Origin of the sequence: Oscillatoria salina IIICB1 (assembly GCF_020144665.1) — a bacterium.
Classification (GTDB): Bacteria; Cyanobacteriota; Cyanobacteriia; order Cyanobacteriales; family SIO1D9; genus IIICB1.
This window is the reverse complement of sequence record NZ_JAAHBQ010000011.1, coordinates 63,701-80,866: the sequence shown is the minus strand read 5'-3', so window position 1 is coordinate 80,866 and position 17,166 is coordinate 63,701. Positions and strand designations below refer to the sequence as shown.

General features: G+C 40.9%; 19 protein-coding genes and 1 tRNA gene. 7 read left to right on the top strand and 13 right to left on the bottom strand.

Annotated features, from left to right (window positions below; translation table 11 throughout):
- Positions 1-506: 506 nt before the first annotated feature.
- Complete coding sequence (locus G3T18_RS04275; RefSeq protein ID WP_224409291.1) at positions 507-698, top strand: DUF2949 domain-containing protein; 192 nt, start codon at positions 507-509, stop codon at positions 696-698.
- Positions 699-871: 173 nt separating this feature from the next.
- Here G3T18_RS04275 and G3T18_RS04270 read toward each other — a convergent pair whose 3' ends face one another.
- The 4 genes from G3T18_RS04270 to lpdA all read right to left on the bottom strand — a co-directional run bounded on the left by G3T18_RS04270 (position 872) and on the right by lpdA (position 4,997).
- On the bottom strand, positions 872-2,026 hold the full coding sequence (locus tag G3T18_RS04270; protein WP_224409290.1) for a pyridoxal-phosphate-dependent aminotransferase family protein: 1,155 nt from the start codon (positions 2,024-2,026) through the stop codon (positions 872-874).
- A 152-nt stretch (positions 2,027-2,178) separates the two neighbouring features.
- Positions 2,179-2,499, bottom strand: a complete 321-nt coding sequence (locus tag G3T18_RS04265; protein WP_224409289.1) for a DUF5340 domain-containing protein — start codon at positions 2,497-2,499, stop codon at positions 2,179-2,181.
- A 45-nt stretch (positions 2,500-2,544) separates the two neighbouring features.
- Complete coding sequence (trpC, locus tag G3T18_RS04260) at positions 2,545-3,432, bottom strand: indole-3-glycerol phosphate synthase TrpC (protein WP_224409288.1); 888 nt, start codon at positions 3,430-3,432, stop codon at positions 2,545-2,547.
- A gap of 140 nt (positions 3,433-3,572) precedes the next feature.
- Positions 3,573-4,997: a dihydrolipoyl dehydrogenase gene (lpdA, locus tag G3T18_RS04255; RefSeq protein ID WP_224409287.1), complete on the bottom strand. Its 1,425-nt coding sequence runs from the start codon at positions 4,995-4,997 to the stop codon at positions 3,573-3,575.
- A gap of 228 nt (positions 4,998-5,225) precedes the next feature.
- Here lpdA and G3T18_RS04250 point away from each other — a divergent pair, with 228 nt between their 5' ends.
- A complete protein-coding gene (locus G3T18_RS04250) occupies positions 5,226-5,453 on the top strand; it encodes a hypothetical protein (protein WP_224409286.1) in 228 nt (75 codons plus the stop codon).
- Here the strand turns inward: G3T18_RS04250 and G3T18_RS04245 are convergent.
- The 3 genes from G3T18_RS04245 to G3T18_RS04235 form a co-directional block, all read right to left on the bottom strand.
- Positions 5,450-6,253 carry a TrmH family RNA methyltransferase gene (locus G3T18_RS04245; RefSeq protein ID WP_224409285.1) on the bottom strand — a complete coding sequence of 268 codons (804 nt, stop codon included), beginning with the start codon at positions 6,251-6,253 and terminating at the stop codon, positions 5,450-5,452. The genes G3T18_RS04250 and G3T18_RS04245 overlap by 4 nt on opposite strands.
- Before the next feature lie 66 nt (positions 6,254-6,319).
- Positions 6,320-6,405: transfer RNA gene (locus G3T18_RS04240), tRNA-Leu, on the bottom strand.
- 109 nt (positions 6,406-6,514) lie between these two features.
- Positions 6,515-6,655, bottom strand: coding sequence for a hypothetical protein (locus G3T18_RS04235; RefSeq protein ID WP_224409284.1), 141 nt, complete (start codon positions 6,653-6,655; stop codon positions 6,515-6,517).
- A 115-nt stretch (positions 6,656-6,770) separates the two neighbouring features.
- Between G3T18_RS04235 and murA the strand changes: the two genes are divergently transcribed.
- Positions 6,771-8,129: a UDP-N-acetylglucosamine 1-carboxyvinyltransferase gene (gene murA, locus G3T18_RS04230; RefSeq protein ID WP_449867663.1), complete on the top strand. Its 1,359-nt coding sequence runs from the start codon at positions 6,771-6,773 to the stop codon at positions 8,127-8,129.
- A 421-nt stretch (positions 8,130-8,550) separates the two neighbouring features.
- On the opposite strand, the gene thyD is transcribed toward murA, so the two are convergent.
- Positions 8,551-9,477 (bottom strand): thylakoid membrane protein ThyD, encoded by a 927-nt coding sequence (gene thyD / locus G3T18_RS04225; RefSeq protein WP_224409283.1) that lies wholly within the window; start codon positions 9,475-9,477, stop codon positions 8,551-8,553.
- Between the two features lie 120 nt (positions 9,478-9,597).
- Complete coding sequence (gene petM, locus G3T18_RS04220; RefSeq protein WP_224409282.1) at positions 9,598-9,708, bottom strand: cytochrome b6-f complex subunit PetM; 111 nt, start codon at positions 9,706-9,708, stop codon at positions 9,598-9,600.
- 93 nt (positions 9,709-9,801) lie between these two features.
- Here petM and pdxA point away from each other — a divergent pair, with 93 nt between their 5' ends.
- The 4 genes from pdxA to G3T18_RS04200 all read left to right on the top strand — a co-directional run bounded on the left by pdxA (position 9,802) and on the right by G3T18_RS04200 (position 12,652).
- A complete protein-coding gene (gene pdxA, locus G3T18_RS04215; RefSeq protein WP_224409281.1) occupies positions 9,802-10,854 on the top strand; it encodes a 4-hydroxythreonine-4-phosphate dehydrogenase PdxA in 1,053 nt (350 codons plus the stop codon).
- A gap of 91 nt (positions 10,855-10,945) precedes the next feature.
- Positions 10,946-11,164, top strand: coding sequence for a hypothetical protein (locus G3T18_RS04210; protein WP_224409280.1), 219 nt, complete (start codon positions 10,946-10,948; stop codon positions 11,162-11,164).
- A gap of 3 nt (positions 11,165-11,167) precedes the next feature.
- Positions 11,168-11,950 carry a hypothetical protein gene (locus G3T18_RS04205; protein ID WP_224409279.1) on the top strand — a complete coding sequence of 261 codons (783 nt, stop codon included), beginning with the start codon at positions 11,168-11,170 and terminating at the stop codon, positions 11,948-11,950.
- Positions 11,951-12,067: 117 nt separating this feature from the next.
- Positions 12,068-12,652, top strand: coding sequence for an alpha/beta fold hydrolase (locus G3T18_RS04200; RefSeq protein WP_224409278.1), 585 nt, complete (start codon positions 12,068-12,070; stop codon positions 12,650-12,652).
- Between the two features lie 6 nt (positions 12,653-12,658).
- Here G3T18_RS04200 and G3T18_RS04195 read toward each other — a convergent pair whose 3' ends face one another.
- From G3T18_RS04195 to G3T18_RS04180, 4 genes are all read right to left on the bottom strand, one after another.
- On the bottom strand, positions 12,659-13,153 hold the full coding sequence (locus tag G3T18_RS04195) for a GAF domain-containing protein (protein ID WP_224409277.1): 495 nt from the start codon (positions 13,151-13,153) through the stop codon (positions 12,659-12,661).
- A gap of 63 nt (positions 13,154-13,216) precedes the next feature.
- Positions 13,217-13,750, bottom strand: coding sequence for a hypothetical protein (locus G3T18_RS04190; protein ID WP_224409276.1), 534 nt, complete (start codon positions 13,748-13,750; stop codon positions 13,217-13,219).
- A 203-nt stretch (positions 13,751-13,953) separates the two neighbouring features.
- Positions 13,954-15,000, bottom strand: coding sequence for an adenosine deaminase (locus tag G3T18_RS04185; RefSeq protein WP_224409275.1), 1,047 nt, complete (start codon positions 14,998-15,000; stop codon positions 13,954-13,956).
- 153 nt (positions 15,001-15,153) lie between these two features.
- Complete coding sequence (locus G3T18_RS04180) at positions 15,154-17,163, bottom strand: TolC family protein (RefSeq protein WP_224409274.1); 2,010 nt, start codon at positions 17,161-17,163, stop codon at positions 15,154-15,156.
- Positions 17,164-17,166 lie beyond the last annotated feature (3 nt).

Sequence of the window (17,166 nt, the reverse complement as noted above, 5' to 3'; positions counted from 1 at the left end):
CCTAGGTAGAGTTGCAACCTCACTTAATTAAGATAAGCTCAGTTGTCAAATTCCGTTTCCCTTTCTGTAAAATTACCGAGCAAAATAGTTCTTTGTAAAATTACTGAAAGTGGAGAAAACGAAGAGAATTGTGGTGTGAGAAATACGGAATTAGCTATATCTCCCTGTTGGGAGATGGTTTGCTCTTCAAAGACTGTGTAAAAAAAATTAAGAAAGGTTAGCTAATTAATAATTTACGCTAATGTTAGCTTACTAATTTAGCGTCCAAAGTTAAAGGCGCAAGCTTTCTGTGATGTCCCGATGTTACTTTCAGAAGGTTTTTAGTAATCAAAATCTCTTGTTAGTTGTGATTTAGGACACTGGCAGCAAATTGTTAGACTCTCAAAATAGAGTAAAGTCAAATTAATTCGCAGACAGTATAGCAACTGACTACTGCTACAAGCAATTTAATGATTTCCTGAGCCAAAATCAAATTTAATTAAAAGAATGAGGATGTGAAGATAATTATGGCACCTGTTACTTATTCGAGATTTATTCGCTTTTTACAAGAAGAATTATCAATTTCTACGGATTCAATTGCGATCGCGCAACGTCATTTGGAGCAAGATCCCGGTCCATTGCCGATGATTCTGTGGCAGTATGGGTTAGTAACCATCGAACAGCTAGACCGTATTTTTGATTGGCTGGAAACAGCTTAAGGAGGAAAAATCCAGGTCAAAGTAAAAGTAAAAGAACAATGCTAAAGCAATTGGGCTTTGCCGTTAACTACCCTAATAAGGATTTTTTCTAGTTATGGTGTTCCCAGCAAAAATTGATGAACAGGCTACAAAGAGCGGAAGATCGACGATCGCCCGCTCTTTTAGATTTTAATTTAAGCTGAAGCGAAAACTTTCGCTGCCGCCTCAATACCAGCGCTAGAGTGAATGTTATCCGCTCCTAATTCAGTGAGAGTAGCTGATAAAGCAGATAGAACTGTCACTACGTCGCGATCGCTGACGAAGCCTAAATGACCGATACGGAAAATTTTACCTTTTAAATGGTCTTGTCCGCCTGCCATCTCAATATCAAACTGCTTTTTCATCACTGAACGAATTTTCTCAGCTTCTACTGCTGCGGGAACAACCGCCGTAACTGCCGTACTCGCCGCTTCGTCAGGAGCAAATAAACTTAAACCCAAAGCTTTCACACCTGCACGAGTCGCCTGAGTCATTCGTTGGTGACGAGCAAAAATATTTGACAACCCCTCAGCTTTCATCATCCGTAAAGCCGCTTGCAAACCAAACATTAAATTTACAGGCGGTGTAAAAGGAGTGCTATTCTTGGCATTAGCTTTTTTGTATTTACCCAAATCTAAGTAAAACTTCGGTAATGTCGCAGTTTCATAAGCAGACCAAGCCTTCTGACTGACTGCCACAAAACCCAAACCTGGAGGAATCATATAGCCTTTTTGGGAACCAGAAGCGACTACATCCAAACCCCACTCATCAATCGGTAAATCAAACGCTCCCAAACTGGTAACAGCATCGACAATGATTAAAGCCTCGCCGTGGTTTTTCACATAACTGTTAATAGTCTGTAAATCATTAAGAACGCCTGTAGAAGTTTCCGAATGAGTCAGAATTACTGCCTTAATTTCCTTTTCCGTATCAGCTTCCAACTTAGCTTTAAATTCCTCAGTATCCAGAGGCTTACCCCACTCAGCCGTAATTTTTTCTACCTGTAAGCCAAAAGCCTCACTCACTTGCGCCCAGCGCTCGCCAAACTTACCATTACAGCCGACCAAAACGCGATCGCCCCGACTCAGGAAGTTAATAATGCCCGCTTCCATTGCCCCTGTACCGCTTACAGTTAAAGTCAGCACATCACTTTGGGTTTGATGTAACCACTGCAATAACTCATTACACTCAGCAATTAAGTTACTAAATTCCGGACTGCGATGCCCAATCGGATGCTTTGCCATTGCCAGCAAAACCCTTTCTGGTACTGGTGTCGGTCCAGGAATCATTAACATTTGCTTATCTTCCATTGTTTTGTCCTCCATGGAAAAATTAAGTTATCTGTCTCTCTGTCGGTTTGATAACTACAGACGCAAAAATTCGCGTCTGTAAATTACTTACTATGGGAATTTATTAATTACTGTAGCCCGGACATCCAATCATTACATCCGAATTGCTCTTCTCAAAGACAATTCCCCCCCTCACTCAGTTCATCCTTACCAGCAACTTCTCTCTTATTGGGTTTAGAGAGAATATCTACTTCTGTACCCGACTTAACCACAATACTATTCAGCGACCAATGATACTCATAAGGTAAATTAGCGCGATCGCAGGTAGCTTCTAATTGTTTTTGTTGAGCTAAAGCTTTACGCAGAGTGATAATTAATTGCTGGATTTGCTCGCGCACTGCTGGTGTTTGATTAGCGGCAAACAAACTTTGACGCTCCAGGAGTTGCAGTAGTAGTTCGTAGTGAATATGAGAGGGAAGAGGAATTTGCTCCATGAAAGCTGATTACCATTTAGTGAACAAATTTATAATCGCAACTTGTCAGACATCAGCAAATAAATTAGCGATCGCAGCTACTGGATTGGATTGTTTAACAATGGATTCTCCAATTAGCACTGCATCAGCACCAGCTTGGCTCACAAAATGCAAATCACTTGGCTGATGTAGCCCTGACTCGCTAACCAAGGTTATACCCCTTTGTTTGAGAATTTTGCCTCGTAACTCCAACAGTTGAGAAGTTGTTTGTAAATCGACGGAAAAATCTTCCAGATTGCGATTATTAATACCTACTAGGTTAACCCCTTCTACAGCTAAAACCCGGTCAAGTTCTTCCAAACTGTGAACTTCTACTAAAGCAGCCATGCCCAAAGTTCGAGTAATTTTGAGAAAATAGCCCAAATCGATCTCGCTCAAAATTGCGGCAATCAGCAAGACAGCATCAGCCCCATGAGCGCGAGCCAAATAAATCTGGTAAGGATAAATAATAAACTCCTTACACAAAATCGGCAAGTCTACTGCTGACCTCACCAAAGTAATATTTTCGTAACTACCTTGAAAGAATTCGCGATCGCTCAAAACTGATATACAGCTAGCACCTGCTTGTTGATAAGCGGTAGCAATCGCCACTGGATCGAAATCTTCCCGAATTACACCTTTTGAAGGAGAAGCTTTTTTCACTTCAGCAATTAAAGCCGGTTTAGTCTTACCTGAGCGCAACCCCGCCAAAAAATCTCGCACTGGTGGCGCCGTTTCCAACTGCTTGCGTAATTCTAACAATGGCAGGCGATCGCGCATTTTGTCTACTTCTGTTTCTTTGTGCCAAACTATTTTTTCTAAAATATTGCGCGGTTCTGCATCTGGCAATGCTACTTGATAGCGTAAATATTTAATATCTACGGGCGGATTTGGCGATCGTCTTCTGATTTGCATTCTTCAGGGACTGGGGATTAGGGACTGGGGATTGGGGAGGAGGTGATTGGGAGACAAATTGTTAACTGCTAACTGCTAACTGTTCATTGCTAACTGTTCACTGCTAACTGCTAACTGATCGCTGATAACTGTTCACTGTTCTAAGCTGCTCGTTTAAAAGCTTCGTCGAGAACTTCCGAGAGAGTAGGATGGGTATGAACATTAAAAGCGAGATTTTGTACAGACTGACGATTGGCGATCGCATTAGCTGCTTCTTGAATTAAATCTGAAGCATGAATGCCAATAATATGTACTCCCAACAGTTCGCCGTTGTCTTGACGATAAATCACCTTTGCCATCCCTTCCGTTTCGCCCTCTGCAAGCGCCTTAGAATTGCCTTTAAAGTAGGTTTTCACTGTCGCGACTTCAAAACCTTCGTTTTGCGCCAATGCTTCTGCTGCTGGCTCAGTTAAGCCCACATAGCTAATTTCTGGGTGAGTAAAAGCCGCAGCCGGAATACTACGATAATCAATAGTTTTCGGACGACCACAAATATTTTCGATCGCCACTACTCCTTCAGCCGAAGCCGCGTGTGCTAACATCATTTCACCGATAGCATCCCCAATCGCCCAAAGATGAGGAACTGGTTCGCCACCAGCTAAAACTGCCAGGCGATCGTTTACTGGAATAAAACCGCGTCTGTCAGTTTCGACACCTACTGATTCTAAGCCTAAATTCTTGGTAGCGGGAATGCGTCCTGTAGCTACTAAACAAGCATCTACTTCGAGAATTTCGACAACTTCCTTCGTTTTGGTATCGGCTAATTCAATTACTACAGGCGAACCTGGGGTTACTTTTTTAGCTAACATTCCCACACGAGTTTCAATATCGCGAGGATTAATTAAGACTCGTTGGGCGATTTTCGCGATTTCTGGGTCAAATCCGGGCATAAGTTGGTCGAGGGCTTCAATCATCGTGATTTCGCAGCCCAAAGCCGTGTAAATATCGGAAAATTCTAAACCGATATAACCACTGCCAACAATAGCGATCCAATCTGGCAACCAATCTAAATGTAAAGCATGGTCGCTCGTAAAAACGGTTTTGCCGTCGATTTCAATACCTGGGGGAACAAAAGGTACTGAGCCAGCGCCAATAATAATATCGCGAGCCGTAATAGTTTTTTCACCACTGTCGGTGCTAACAGTTACTTTTTGTGGTGCAGCCACTTTACCCCAGCCGCGAATTATTTCAACCTTGAGACGTTTGAGGCTATTAGTCAAATCGCCGCGAATCTTACTTGCTAAACCTTGAGCGTGTTCCGCGATCGCTTCTCGGTCAAATTGTAAACCATTGACCTTAATTCCTAACTCTTTGAGGTGAGACTGATTGTTTAACTCGCGTACTCTCCCGGAGGCTGCTAATAGTGCTTTAGAAGGAATACAACCGCGATTTACACAGGTTCCACCCATATCGCCAGCTTCAATTATTGCCGTGCGCAATCCACATTTTACTGCGTGCAAGGCAGCACCATGTCCGCCCACACCAGCACCAATGATAACTAGATCGTAATCAAATTGTTCGCTCATCGATTTTTCCCAGTAATTTTACGCTCCTAATTACTTTAACTCGATCGATTAGCAGCAGAATTAGTAATTTCACGGTGGAGCATCTTTCCTTTAATAGTTAATAATTTTAAAGTGACAGTTTTGTTTCACTTATTAAATAAGTTAGCTAGAATTGAAACTTTTGTGAATTTGCTTGGGGTGCTTGTTGATTTCTCATGCGCAGTCAGTTTTTGGTAGACAAGAAGTAGTATGAATCAATATCAACCCAATTCGCGGCATCATGCTGCCTGGGAATTTGAAAAAGCTCTCGAGCAACTGAAAGATTTGTTGCTAGAAAATGAATCTTATGAATTTGGAGTTACAGAAACTGAGTCTGACTCCTCTCCTGGTAAGGAGGATACTGATGAATGGGAAGAAGCTGGTGCGGACTTGGAGCAGTTTTTCAACCAAGAGCAATTCCCAACTCCAGAAGATTAAATTATTTTACACGATTCGCTCAATTGGGGTTGTCTTCGTGCTTCATACAAAAGTAAAGCAGTGGCGATCGCGACGTTTAATGATTCTACCTGATTAGCTAGGGGGATCTTCGCTTCTACGTCAGCTAGAGAAGCTAATTCTGGAGATAGTCCCGCTCCTTCATTCCCTAATAAAATCATCGTCGGGCGTTGAAAGTCAATCTCCCAGTAACTTTTGTTTGCTTGGGGTAAGGTAGCTACTATTTGCATTCCCTTCGCTTTCCAGTTTGTTACCACTGCTATTAAATCGCTACTTACTGTCATTGGTAATTTAAACCATTCTCCTGCCGACGAGCGCAAAACTTTCGGATTATCTAAATCAACGCTATCTGCACTAATCCACAAACCGTCAACATTAGCAGCGACGGCTGTACGAATAATTGTGCCTAAATTTCCTGGATCTTGCAGTCGTTCGAGAACTAAGCCTAAATTGAACTGAGTTAGAGGTAAACTATCTCTAGCAATGCGTCTCGCTGTGGCTACCACTCCATCAGGATTTACTGTCGTGGCGATCGCGCTTAATAATTCTGCTGTGACTAATTCTGAGCGTTCTGCTCGCTTTTGGGCAATCTCCCAGAGTTGCTGATAATTTTCTCGCCACTCACGAGTACAGCAAACCGTTACTAAAGCTAAATTATTAGCACAAGCTGACTCCAACAAATGTGTCCCTTCTAACAAAAACAGATTTTCCTTGTGTCGCTCTTTGGTGCGATGCAATTTCCGAAGTTGTTTGATCAGAGGATTCTGAAGACTGGTTAACATTTAATCTGAGTCAGGTAGTGGAATCGCTTACTAATAACTGATTACTGATACCCGAGCGCTTAATTATGCGGAACCCGGGACTTGAACCCGGAAGTCCGGTTAGGGACACTAGAACCTGAATCTAGCGCGTCTACCAATTCCGCCAGTTCCGCATCAGTCAAATATAGACGTGCAATTTCTTATAATGACGAAAATTTTCAGGATAGTCAAGCTTTTTCCGGAAAAAAGATCGCCAAGGTAGAAGGGGACAAAGTCAGCAAATTAATCCAAAATTTTGCCTAAATAAGCGCTATAGTGTAAACTCATTCCAGCAATTGCTGTACCAAATTCCTTAACACCGATTATCAATCTTGATTGTATGAATGCCGATCGCCAAGAAAGATCGCTCAAAAATGTATACATTTTGGATCTTTCCTGTAGAATCAAAACCGAATTTTAAAATTAGTTAACACATATTAGCGTGATTCTGGAGGATAGAGCCATTAATCCCTCTATAAGCCTGAAAGATAACAAATCTCTGCCTGAAGAAGACCAATCAGTGCTTCAAATCCAAGGCAGAACTTCGCTAAAAGGTCAAGTTACGATCAGTGGAGCGAAAAACTCGGCACTAGCTATCATGGCAGGAGCTTTACTTTGTCCTGAAGATTGCCGCTTGCGGAATATTCCTTCTTTGGTAGATGTGGCGAGAATGAGTCAAGTTTTGTCGGCTTTGGGTGTCAAAATCCGACGACAAGATAACATTTTGGATGTTAATGCTAGTTCGATTGGGAAATCCAAGGCTCCCTATGAAGTGGTTTCTCAGTTAAGAGCTAGCTTTTTTGTCATCGGTCCGTTATTAGCCAGATTGGGTGTAGCGCGAGTTCCTTTACCAGGAGGATGTGCGATTGGTGCTAGACCTGTTGACCTGCACGTTCGCGGTTTGCAGGCTTTGGGAGCAGAGGTTCGGATCGAACATGGCATTGTCCATGCTTATGTACATGGTAGTGGAGGTAGGCTTAAGGGAGCAAAAATCTACCTGGATTATCCCAGTGTCGGTGCGACAGAAACGCTGATGATGGCGGCAACCCTAGCTGATGGTGAGACGATTATCGAAAATGCTGCTCAAGAACCAGAAGTGGTAGATTTGGCGAATTTCTGTCGAGCAATGGGAGCCAAGATTAAAGGTGCGGGGACAAATGCGATCGCCATTAGTGGAGTTGAGCGTTTACATTCGGTAGATTACCAAATTATCCCCGATCGCATTGAGGCGGGAACTTTTTTGGTGGCTGGAGCAATTACTCACTCGGAATTGGTGCTTTCACCTGTGATTCCCGACCACTTGACTCCGGTGATTGCGAAACTCAAAACCATCGGTAATCGAGTAATTCATGAAGGTGGTAATTGTTTGCGCATTGTTCCTGGAGAGTTACGCGGAACCGATATTGAAACTTTGCCTTATCCGGGATTTCCCACCGATATGCAAGCCCAGTTTATGGCTTTGTTGACTCTGGCTGAGGGAGATAGCGTAATTACTGAAACGGTCTTTGAAAATCGAATGCGTCACGTAGCAGAATTGAGTCGCATGGGCGCAGATATTCGCATCAAAGGTCAAAATGCGATCGTCCGAGGTGTACCATTACTTTCTGGTGCGCCTGTGGTAGCTACGGATTTACGCGCATCGGCGGCACTGGTATTAGCAGGTTTAGCTGCTGAAGGTACGACGACGATTCAAGGGTTACATCACTTAGATCGAGGTTATGAAAACTTAGAGGATAAGCTACGGCGCTTGGGGGCAAAAATTCAACGCCTGACATCCGATCCTCAAAAGGAAAATTTAGCTTCGGCTGAGGCGACAAAAGTGACCAAGAATAATGGGTTTCAAGCCCCGTCCTTATAGGACGGCTTTGATGCTATTCTAAGAAAGTAGCCTGGTACAGACAGGATTCGTCGGTACTGTCTTAAGTTGACGACGTAAAGCGATACCAGTACATGAGGCGCGAACAACCTCTTAAAAAACGCACCGGACTCGACAGAGTACCGAAAACCAGTGGTTAAGAAATTTGCTTTTTCGAGTATCGTGGGGCGCACGAGAATTTACGCTTGGGGAGATATATCCCACTGGAACTAATTGCCGCTCTTGATAAAATTGCTTTTTTGTTAATTTGTCAAGGGAGGGGTCGAATCGGCGAGACTGATTCCTTTTAGTTGTAAGGAGTGTCGTTGAACCAAGAATCCCCGCGCCTTTAGGCAGGGGAGCGTCAAATCCTAAGCTGATTGTAGAGATGTTGCGTGCAACGTCTCTACACATTGGGTGTTTCCTAATAATTAGCTACAATCTGAGCTAGTGCTGGTTTAATGGTCGGATATTGATACTCGAAACCTGTAGATTGAGTTTGTTTGGGAATTACTTCTTGACCTTCTAATACCAGCTTGGCGCCTTCTCCTAACAGTAATTCCAAGGCGATACCGGGAACTGGCAACCAGGAGGGGCGCTTCATTACTTCTCCTAACGATTGACAAAGTTGGTTCATGCGGACAGGATTTGGTGCAGTGGCGTTGAAAGTACCTTGGATGTCAGGATTTTTTAAGGCGGTGATAATTAAGTTAACTAAATCTTCCCGATGAATCCAAGAAAACCATTGCTTACCGTTACCGATGGGACCGCCTGCATAAAGTTTAAAGGGAGTCAGCATTTTTGCGAGTGCGCCACCGTTACCTAATACTATTCCTAAACGCAAAATTACTAGTCTGACTCCTGCGGCTTGGACTTTCTCGGCTTCGGCTTCCCAAGTTTGACAAACTTCGGCGAGAAAATCGTCTCCAGGAGGACTGTTTTCGTCAAAGGTAGCAGTTTCGCTGGTTCCGTAGTAACCGATCGCGGAAGCGTTTACTAATACACTAGGTTTAGGTTCGGCTTGGGTAATGGCTTCGACGATTTTACGGGTTCCTAGCTGACGGCTTTGAAGAATTTTTTGCTTAACTTGTGGTGTCCACCGTTCCTCAGCAATTGGTTCTCCGGCTAAGTTTACTACAGCATCGCAGCCGGAGAGAGCATTTTGCCAGTCGCCGGATTTTTGGGGTGTATATTCAACTATCTCTAAATTTTGATAAGCTGAAGTTGGAAAAATACGCTTGGCACGAGTTTCGTTGCGAGTGAAAATGACAATTTCCTCACCTTGGGAGTGTAGCTTTTCGACTAAGCGTGTGCCCACAAATCCCGTACCGCCTGTAATTGCTACTTTCATAATTATTTATTCATTGTTTGTGCTTCGGGAAAAGGTTTGATGTGGTAGTTTTAGGTTAGAGGGTGGAAATTAGAGGCTAATAATTAACAACCGATAAGATGGTAAATGCGGGTACTTGATTTAGCCTTCGCCGCCTTGAATTTTCAGCATTAAGAATCCTAAAACTAAGCCGACGATAATTAAGCTAGAAGATAAGACTGCGGCGTTAATCATCAAATTGTGAGCGGTCATAAATTTTTCCCTCGTAAACTTGCCTAAAGATTTTTTAAGTTTGTCAATCTTTATCATCATACCTCCTGTGTGTCGCCCTCGGAGAAGGTGAAAATGGAATCGACGATCGCTAAACAAGAGTATCCGCATTTAGCGGTAACAATGGGAGATCCTGCCGGAATTGGCGCAGAAATTATTCTTAAGGCGCTTCGGGATTTGTCGCTGAATGCTCGAATTACTGTGGTTGGGACGACTTCGCTACTGGAAAAGAATTATTTGTCCTTGACAAAACAAGGAATAAGTGGTATGGCAAATCCAGCCGAATTGTCGATTTTAGATGTCGGTTTGGAGCGAGAAATCGAGGAGCAAATTATCTTGGGGGCTGGTAATGCAGCGAGTGGTGCAGCCAGTTTTGCTTATTTAGAAACCGCGATCGCGCGCACTCTGGCTGGTGAATTTGATGGGATTGTCACCGCCCCGATCGCCAAGTCGTTGTGGAAAGCAGCCGGACATGAATACCCCGGACAAACCGAAGTTTTAGCTAGGCGATCGCAAACCGACAAATTTGGGATGTTATTTGTTGCGCGATCGCCTCACACAACTTACACCTTGCGTACTCTACTAGCTACCACACATATTCCCCTGCGTCAAGTCCCCGATGCCCTTAATCCGGAATTAATGAGTCAGAAATTAGATTTACTTGTCCAATGTTTGCACACAGATTTCGGAATTGAAACCCCAACTATTGCTATTTCTGGATTAAATCCTCATAGCGGAGAAGCGGGACAATTAGGTACAGAAGAGGTAGATTGGTTAATATCCTGGATAGAATCAGAACAAAAAAATCGCCCTAATTTAAAGTTAATTGGTCCCGTACCTCCAGATACTTTATGGGTTAAAGTTGGACAAGCTTGGTACAATCCTGAAGCGACAAATAGTGCTTATGATGGCTATCTCGCTTTGTATCACGACCAAGGATTAATTCCGGTAAAATTGTTAGCCTTTGACTATGCAATTAATACTACCATTGGTTTGCCTTTTATTCGCACTTCACCGGATCATGGTACAGCTTTTGATATTGCAGGTAAAGGAATTGCAAATGCTACTTCGATGCGAGAAGCAATTAAGTTAGCAGTTGATTTAACTACTCAGAGAATTAAGGGTTAATTAGTAACCACAGATAAACGCAGATAAACACGGATATTAGATCCTTTTGTGAATGAGGTTAGTTCAGATTTAGTCAAAGGTTGAATAATTAATGTCAAAGTCAAACATTAAGCAATTTAATGAGATTGCTCAAGCATTTAAAATGACATCAGAAGAAAGAAAAGATTTTGGTAATTTTCTAGAAGAGGAGAAAGCTGCTGGTTACGGAGGAACAAAAAATGAACGTGGTGATTTTACTTATCAAGAGTTACAAAAAAAAGCTCGTGAGTTTCTAGGTTTAGAGTTAGAGGAAGAAAATTTTGAGGACTAAGTTATGAATTTAATGTTAATTCAATCAATTGATAGTGAAACTGACTTGAAACAACTGCAAGAGATAGTCAAAAATATTTGTGGAGAAATTTGTTGGGAAGCAAAACTTAGCTATGGAGATGAATTATCTCTGGAAATTGGAGATAAAATTCCTTACTCTCACAAATTAATGAAAAATAAGCAAAAAGGCTCTTGGACATTTGGGACTCGTGGGTCACAATGGAAACTATATTCTATATATTTCACCCTAGATTTTCCGGCAAATTCCCAGAATACTGTGTCTTTACTGAATAGTTCAGAAATATCTAGAAAAAGGATTAGTGAGTTAATAGTTAGTTCAGAATCTGAACTGGAAATAATCAAAGAAAAAATTAAGTTAGTAGAAGGAAATGAAATTAGTAAATTTGAACTTGAGTATCCAAGTTTAGTCCTGAAAATAAGTTTCAACAATAAATATGAGTTGCAAGTTTTTCCAGATTGGGAAGATGATTATGATTTGCCTTATTGGGAGTTATTTACTCCTGATAATATGCTGCTACAATTAGGTGTGGGAAGAAGTTGGTCTTATCAACGTTCCGATTTACCAATGAATGCTGCAACTGAACCACTGACGGGAGAAGAATTACTGAAAACTATCAAAGAGTTTGAGTATTTGCCAAAAAGAAAAGTTGCGCTAATTTGTGGGTATTATTATGTTAATAAGAACAATAATATCGCTGTCGAGTTAAACGATTTTTACAATGCAGTAGTAGCAGCAAATAACGATTATAATTCTTCAAGCGGTTAAATTTGTTGTGTAAAAAGAAAAGTAATTTAGATTTTGCTTTTTTCGTAATCAAGAAGATTTTCGATTAATTGAGTAGTTGATTTTAAAGTTACAATAAATTAGAAAAGGAGTCAAATAGTGAAAGCAGAATACATTGAAATAGAAGAGCAAAATATTTTTTATCGGGAAACGGGAGAGAAGAATAGTAAATCAGTTTTATTGTTACATGGTGCTAGTTTTAGTTCGCAAACTTGGGAAGATATTGGGACTTTGCAATTATTAGTAGAAAAAGGTTATCGTGCAGTTGCGATAGATTTACCTGGGTATGGAAAATCTACAGGTAATTTTAGCGATCGCGCAAATTTCCTGCTAAAATTATTCCAGGAGTTAAGCATTAATTTACCAGTGTTAATTTCGCCTTCGATGAGTGGAGGCTACAGTTTACCTTTTGTAGTTAATTATCCAGAAAAATTGAGCGGTTTTGTTCCAATTGCTCCGGTAAGTTTAGCTAATTATCAGCAACAATTACCAGAAATTGAGTTGCCAACGTTAGCAATTTATGGTAGTAAAGATCGAATGGTAAAAGAAGCCGATATTTTTGTCAAATTAATGCCTAATGCTGAGAAAATAATTTTAGCTGAAGCTGGTCATGCTTGTTACATGAACGCAACCCCAGAATTTCATCAACATTTGCTGGAATTTCTCGCTAGATGTTTAAAGTAATTCATTTTAGCTGTTTTGAATTGCGGGAGATAAGGCGATATTTTTAGCTTCCGCTCGCATAAGTTCTATGTCAGAATTAGACCAGGGATGAGGTGACTGACAGTGATGAGCAATCAAAAGTCCCCATAATTTATCGTGATTTAACACTGGTACGACTAAGTTAGCACGTACTTGTAAATCTAGGAGAAAATTGCGGTGACATTCAGTAATTTCTGCTTGTGCAATATCTTTAATTGCTTTTACTCTTCCAGCAAGATACAGGGCTGCATATTTATCGTTAAAACATTGATCTGGACCAGTAGCACCAAAAATAGAAAATTTTAGGTTACTGAGAGATTCAAAAGTAACTTGACCTGACCATTCTTTATAGAAATAGTATAAAACTACGCGGTCAACTTGGAGAGAATTTCTGAGTTTATCGGTAGTGTTTTGAACAAGAGAGTCTCTCTCTAAACTGCCAATAAGATTTTGATATACGTTTCGGAGACGGCGATCGGACATAATATTATTGATGCAAAGATGAACGAAGCTACAAAAGCCGGGAAGACTTTTGTAGCCGGCAAATTATTGTTGTTGAATGAAAAGGGGAATTTCGGTGAGTTCAGCCTTAGTAAAATAAACAGGCGAACCGCAATTAATTGGTTTCGTACAAGCAGTTTCTATAGCGATACTTCTAACATTAGTAACATCAGCGAGAATACTGCGAGTTTGTCCTGGTGCAACAGTTTGGGAGTCAATTTGAAAACCATCTAAGAATAGAGTAACAATTACCGGGGCGCTACCGCGATCGCTGTCTCGCATTCCAAATTCTAACTCTAATGTGGCAGGTGTGTCAGTTCGGAGTCCGCAACTCATTTCACCTCCGGGTTTCACTTCCATTACCGCTTCGTAATATTCTCTATTAACCGAGATTTCTGCATTGCTGCGTCGAAAATTATTGTAAGATTTACCATCACCATCAGCACAGGGTAAGTGGAGTAAAAATGCTCGACGCACTGGTTGTTCTGGTTGCGCCAAGGCGACGTTACCTAGTGTACCAGCTATCAAGGAAAGTAGCACAGCAGAAGTAAACTGACGGAAAAATCGGGTTGCTTTCATTACCAAACAAGACTGAGAATATAAATTAATTAGAAATTAGCGAGTGGTGCAAGATGGTCAGCTTTGACTAGTATATTTTGACACGATTTCGCACCATACTCACTCGTTACCTTCATTGGGAAAATGGATCGCCAGAAGAGAAAAAATTTTTCCGCGCAGTCAGTAGTAAACTAAGAGGCAATAAAGCCTTAACTACGAAAGATTTACTTCCCACTTAAAGTTAAAGCTTCTGGCTGCTTGTCTTGAAGTAACCCAGTAATTAAAGAAGCCGGACCTTGGTTGTGGGGCCATGCGAAAGCATGGCGAAAAGCGGCTTCTTGACAAGCTTGTAGTTGCTGGAAGTCGATGACATCTTTGGTTAAGAGATTTTCGTACTCAAAAGGAAGTCGGACATTGTGTAAACCAGCATTGTCGGTACAAATAGCGATGTCTACTCCGGCTGCAAAACAGCGATCGAAAACAACTTTAAGTTGATGTAGATCTTCGAGAGTACCTGTTTTTAAGTAAGTTGTGGGACAAACTTCCAGACATTGATTCATTTTAGCCAGTTGGGGAAGTAATTCTGGATAGCGCAGAGGAATTTGAATTCCATGACCGATCCGCATTAAATAGGGTAGCAATTTTGGGTAACAACCGTCAGTAGTTTCATAGAGATGACCTGTAGTTTTCAAGCCGCGATCGCGCGCATACTCGTATAAACTGATAAACTCGTCTAAACGTTCGGCGTAATGGGAGTCTCCTCCAGCTACGTCAATTGCACAAACATACTCGCTGGATTGGATGGCTAAATCGGCGATCGCTTTGTTCACTTCGTAGGGTAGTCTAGAGTGCATACAAAGTATTTGACTTGTCACCATCGGATACTCTGGTACGCGAGCAGCTTTACCGACAATTTCTACAATGGAGTACATTTGGTCAATTCTTGCTGATTGACTTAATTGATCGTCAGTACGCAAATAAGGTGTATAGCGCAATTCTAGATAAGCTAAATTCTCGAAAATATACGCACCCCGAATCAAGCGATAAATAAAGTAAGGTAAACTGGCTGCGGTTTGGGTACTTTCCACTAAGGTGTGTAATTCCAAATATTCATCGAGGGTATTGCGTTTGCGAGTATAAAATTCCTCGAATTCTTTATACTTAGGAAAACGTTGCGCTAGTTGTTCGTCGTGACGTTGGAAATAACGCCAGAGAATGCGCGGAACTACTGAACCACCTAAGTGACGGTGTAAGTCTGCATATAATGCCATGATAACCTCCGTGGTTAATCGTTAGTTGTTTGTTTAATTATTCAGGAAATAGGAATTACGAGTTACAGTATTGGTTAACTTTATCTCGCGCTACTTTTTCCTATGGTAGCTCGTTGTCAAAAAATAGCGTCCGCAGCGATCGCTAAATTCTTGCTAATTTTCTTCAAGTTCGATCTCCCATACTTCTAAGGTAATGCCTACGGTTTGTTGTAAGCTGGTTAAAGCATTGAGATAATCAATCTTGGCATTTAATTCCGCATTTCTCGCTTCTACTAGGTCATTCTCGAAGTTGATAATATCGATTAAGCGAGTTCCTGGAACTCCTAATCTGAGTTTTTCTCGCTCGTTTTCTAACCTTTCTTCTGCTAATTCTCGGAATCTTCGCGCTAGTTCTACTTGTCTTAAACTAATTTCTACATCTCTAATTCTGTCTTGCAGATCGATTCCCAGATTTTCGCGAATTTCTCTTAAGTTATTTTCGCTTTTTTCTAGGTCAATTTTACTTCTTTCGACAGCTTGCTCTAATTCCAAATTGCCAAATTCGCGCGTGAAACTCAATCCGGCTCGCAAATCGGTATTATTTTCTGCTAAATTATCTGCATCAATACCGTAACTTAGTTGTAAATCTAAATCCCAGCGTTGATTGTTTTCGGCTAATAAAACATTTAATTTCTCAATTTCGACTGCGTAAATTGCTTGTAAATATTCTGGGTCATTCGCTAAAGCTTGCTGCCAAAGTTGTTTGTAATCTAAATTAACATTTTCTCCTACTGTTTCGGAAATTTCGGCGGCAATGATTTGCAAATCTCCTTCAATGTCAAGAATTTGCAATAAATTTAAACGCGCATTGGCTAAATTTCTTTGTGCATTTAAAAGACTTACTTCTCGTGAGGCAATATCTGTCTGGTTTTGGACTAATTCTATTCTTGCTAATCTCCCGGCTTCAATTAAAGCTTGAGTAATTTCTAATTGTCTTTTTGCTCTTTCTAAAGATAGCTGTTGAATCTTTACTTGTTCTTGGGCTTGTACTAAACTACGGTAAGTTTGAATTGCTGAGGTGATTGTCTCAATTAAAGTATTTTTTAGTTGTAAAAAATCTACCTGTTCTTCAATTCTCGCTATTTCAATTGAAGCACGATTAATATTTATCCCAAAATCTTTGAGTAAAGGTTGAGTAAAACTTAACTCTAAAGTTTGATTAATGCGATTTTGAGCAATACTCTCAAGTAAATCGATTCTATTTTCTGCTGTGGAACGTCTCAACGCATTCCATTCTAACTGAATATCTGCACCTGTAGGAATTTTTACGGCAAAATCTGTTCCTAAATTGAATTCTCGATTGTTAGTTGTTAGCGAACGACTTTCGTTTTCCTCAACGCTGAGGGAAACTCTCGGGGTAAAGTTAGGAACAAATTTATCTTCAGCTACAGCTAAATTTTGTCTGGCAATTATTCGATCTAGGTAAGCGTTTTTAATATTTCTATTGTTTTCGACTACTAAAAATACTACGTCATTTAAGGACAATTTCACTTCTTCTCGCTCGTTGGTTAAAGTTGATTCTATATCGGTTTCCGGCTTGACTTGATGCTGATTTTGTGCTAAGAAATAAGCAGTTGAAATTGGTGCTTGAATAGCAGTAAATTTTTTAGCAATTTGCAAATCGCTTTTTCTTGATTTCGCTGGAAAAGTAGGAAAGTATTTCACTGAAGAAGAGTTAGCACGAGCGGATTTAGTCTTTGTAGGAGCGAGCAATTCTCCTTCTACAGACTCAGCAAATTTTAGTGAATTCAACCAAGATTGAGGATGATTTTGAGGTACAAATGAATTCTGTTTAATAGCAACTCGATCGTGGTTTGAGACAGCAGTAGTTAGTGGTTTTCTTGAAACTGATTGTTGAGGTGAAGTAGGAAAAGTTCTCGACGAAATAATCGGAGAGGGAAAAGAGTCCAAAGTAAGAGAAGAAGAAGATTTAACAGCAGCGATCGCGGGAGCGAGAGATTTTTTTTCTTTAGAGAAAATTCCCAAAAAACTGAGGGTAAAAACACTACCCAAAATTGCCGAAAAAATTGCGACCAAAAAAACTTGAATCAAACTCAGAGACGGTAGCGAGATTGGTCGTTGGTAGGGAGATTGAGAAAATACTGGAGGCTCATTCTCCATCATAAC

Excerpts from the sequence above, each read along its gene's own strand:
- G3T18_RS04275 (WP_224409291.1), top strand. The coding sequence starts at position 507 with ATGGCACCTGTTACTTATTCGAGATTTATTCGCTTTTTACAAGAAGAA.
- G3T18_RS04270 (WP_224409290.1), bottom strand. The coding sequence starts at position 2,026 with ATGGAAGATAAGCAAATGTTAATGATTCCTGGACCGACACCAGTACCA.
- G3T18_RS04265 (WP_224409289.1), bottom strand. The coding sequence starts at position 2,499 with ATGGAGCAAATTCCTCTTCCCTCTCATATTCACTACGAACTACTACTG.
- trpC (WP_224409288.1), bottom strand. The coding sequence starts at position 3,432 with ATGCAAATCAGAAGACGATCGCCAAATCCGCCCGTAGATATTAAATAT.
- lpdA (WP_224409287.1), bottom strand. The coding sequence starts at position 4,997 with ATGAGCGAACAATTTGATTACGATCTAGTTATCATTGGTGCTGGTGTG.
- G3T18_RS04250 (WP_224409286.1), top strand. The coding sequence starts at position 5,226 with ATGAATCAATATCAACCCAATTCGCGGCATCATGCTGCCTGGGAATTT.
- G3T18_RS04245 (WP_224409285.1), bottom strand. The coding sequence starts at position 6,253 with ATGTTAACCAGTCTTCAGAATCCTCTGATCAAACAACTTCGGAAATTG.
- G3T18_RS04235 (WP_224409284.1), bottom strand. The coding sequence starts at position 6,655 with ATGTATACATTTTTGAGCGATCTTTCTTGGCGATCGGCATTCATACAA.
- thyD (WP_224409283.1), bottom strand. The coding sequence starts at position 9,477 with ATGAAAGTAGCAATTACAGGCGGTACGGGATTTGTGGGCACACGCTTA.
- petM (WP_224409282.1), bottom strand. The coding sequence starts at position 9,708 with ATGACCGCTCACAATTTGATGATTAACGCCGCAGTCTTATCTTCTAGC.
- pdxA (WP_224409281.1), top strand. The coding sequence starts at position 9,802 with ATGGAATCGACGATCGCTAAACAAGAGTATCCGCATTTAGCGGTAACA.
- G3T18_RS04210 (WP_224409280.1), top strand. The coding sequence starts at position 10,946 with ATGTCAAAGTCAAACATTAAGCAATTTAATGAGATTGCTCAAGCATTT.
- G3T18_RS04205 (WP_224409279.1), top strand. The coding sequence starts at position 11,168 with ATGAATTTAATGTTAATTCAATCAATTGATAGTGAAACTGACTTGAAA.
- G3T18_RS04195 (WP_224409277.1), bottom strand. The coding sequence starts at position 13,153 with ATGTCCGATCGCCGTCTCCGAAACGTATATCAAAATCTTATTGGCAGT.
- G3T18_RS04190 (WP_224409276.1), bottom strand. The coding sequence starts at position 13,750 with ATGAAAGCAACCCGATTTTTCCGTCAGTTTACTTCTGCTGTGCTACTT.
- G3T18_RS04185 (WP_224409275.1), bottom strand. The coding sequence starts at position 15,000 with ATGGCATTATATGCAGACTTACACCGTCACTTAGGTGGTTCAGTAGTT.
- G3T18_RS04180 (WP_224409274.1), bottom strand. The coding sequence starts at position 17,163 with ATGATGGAGAATGAGCCTCCAGTATTTTCTCAATCTCCCTACCAACGA.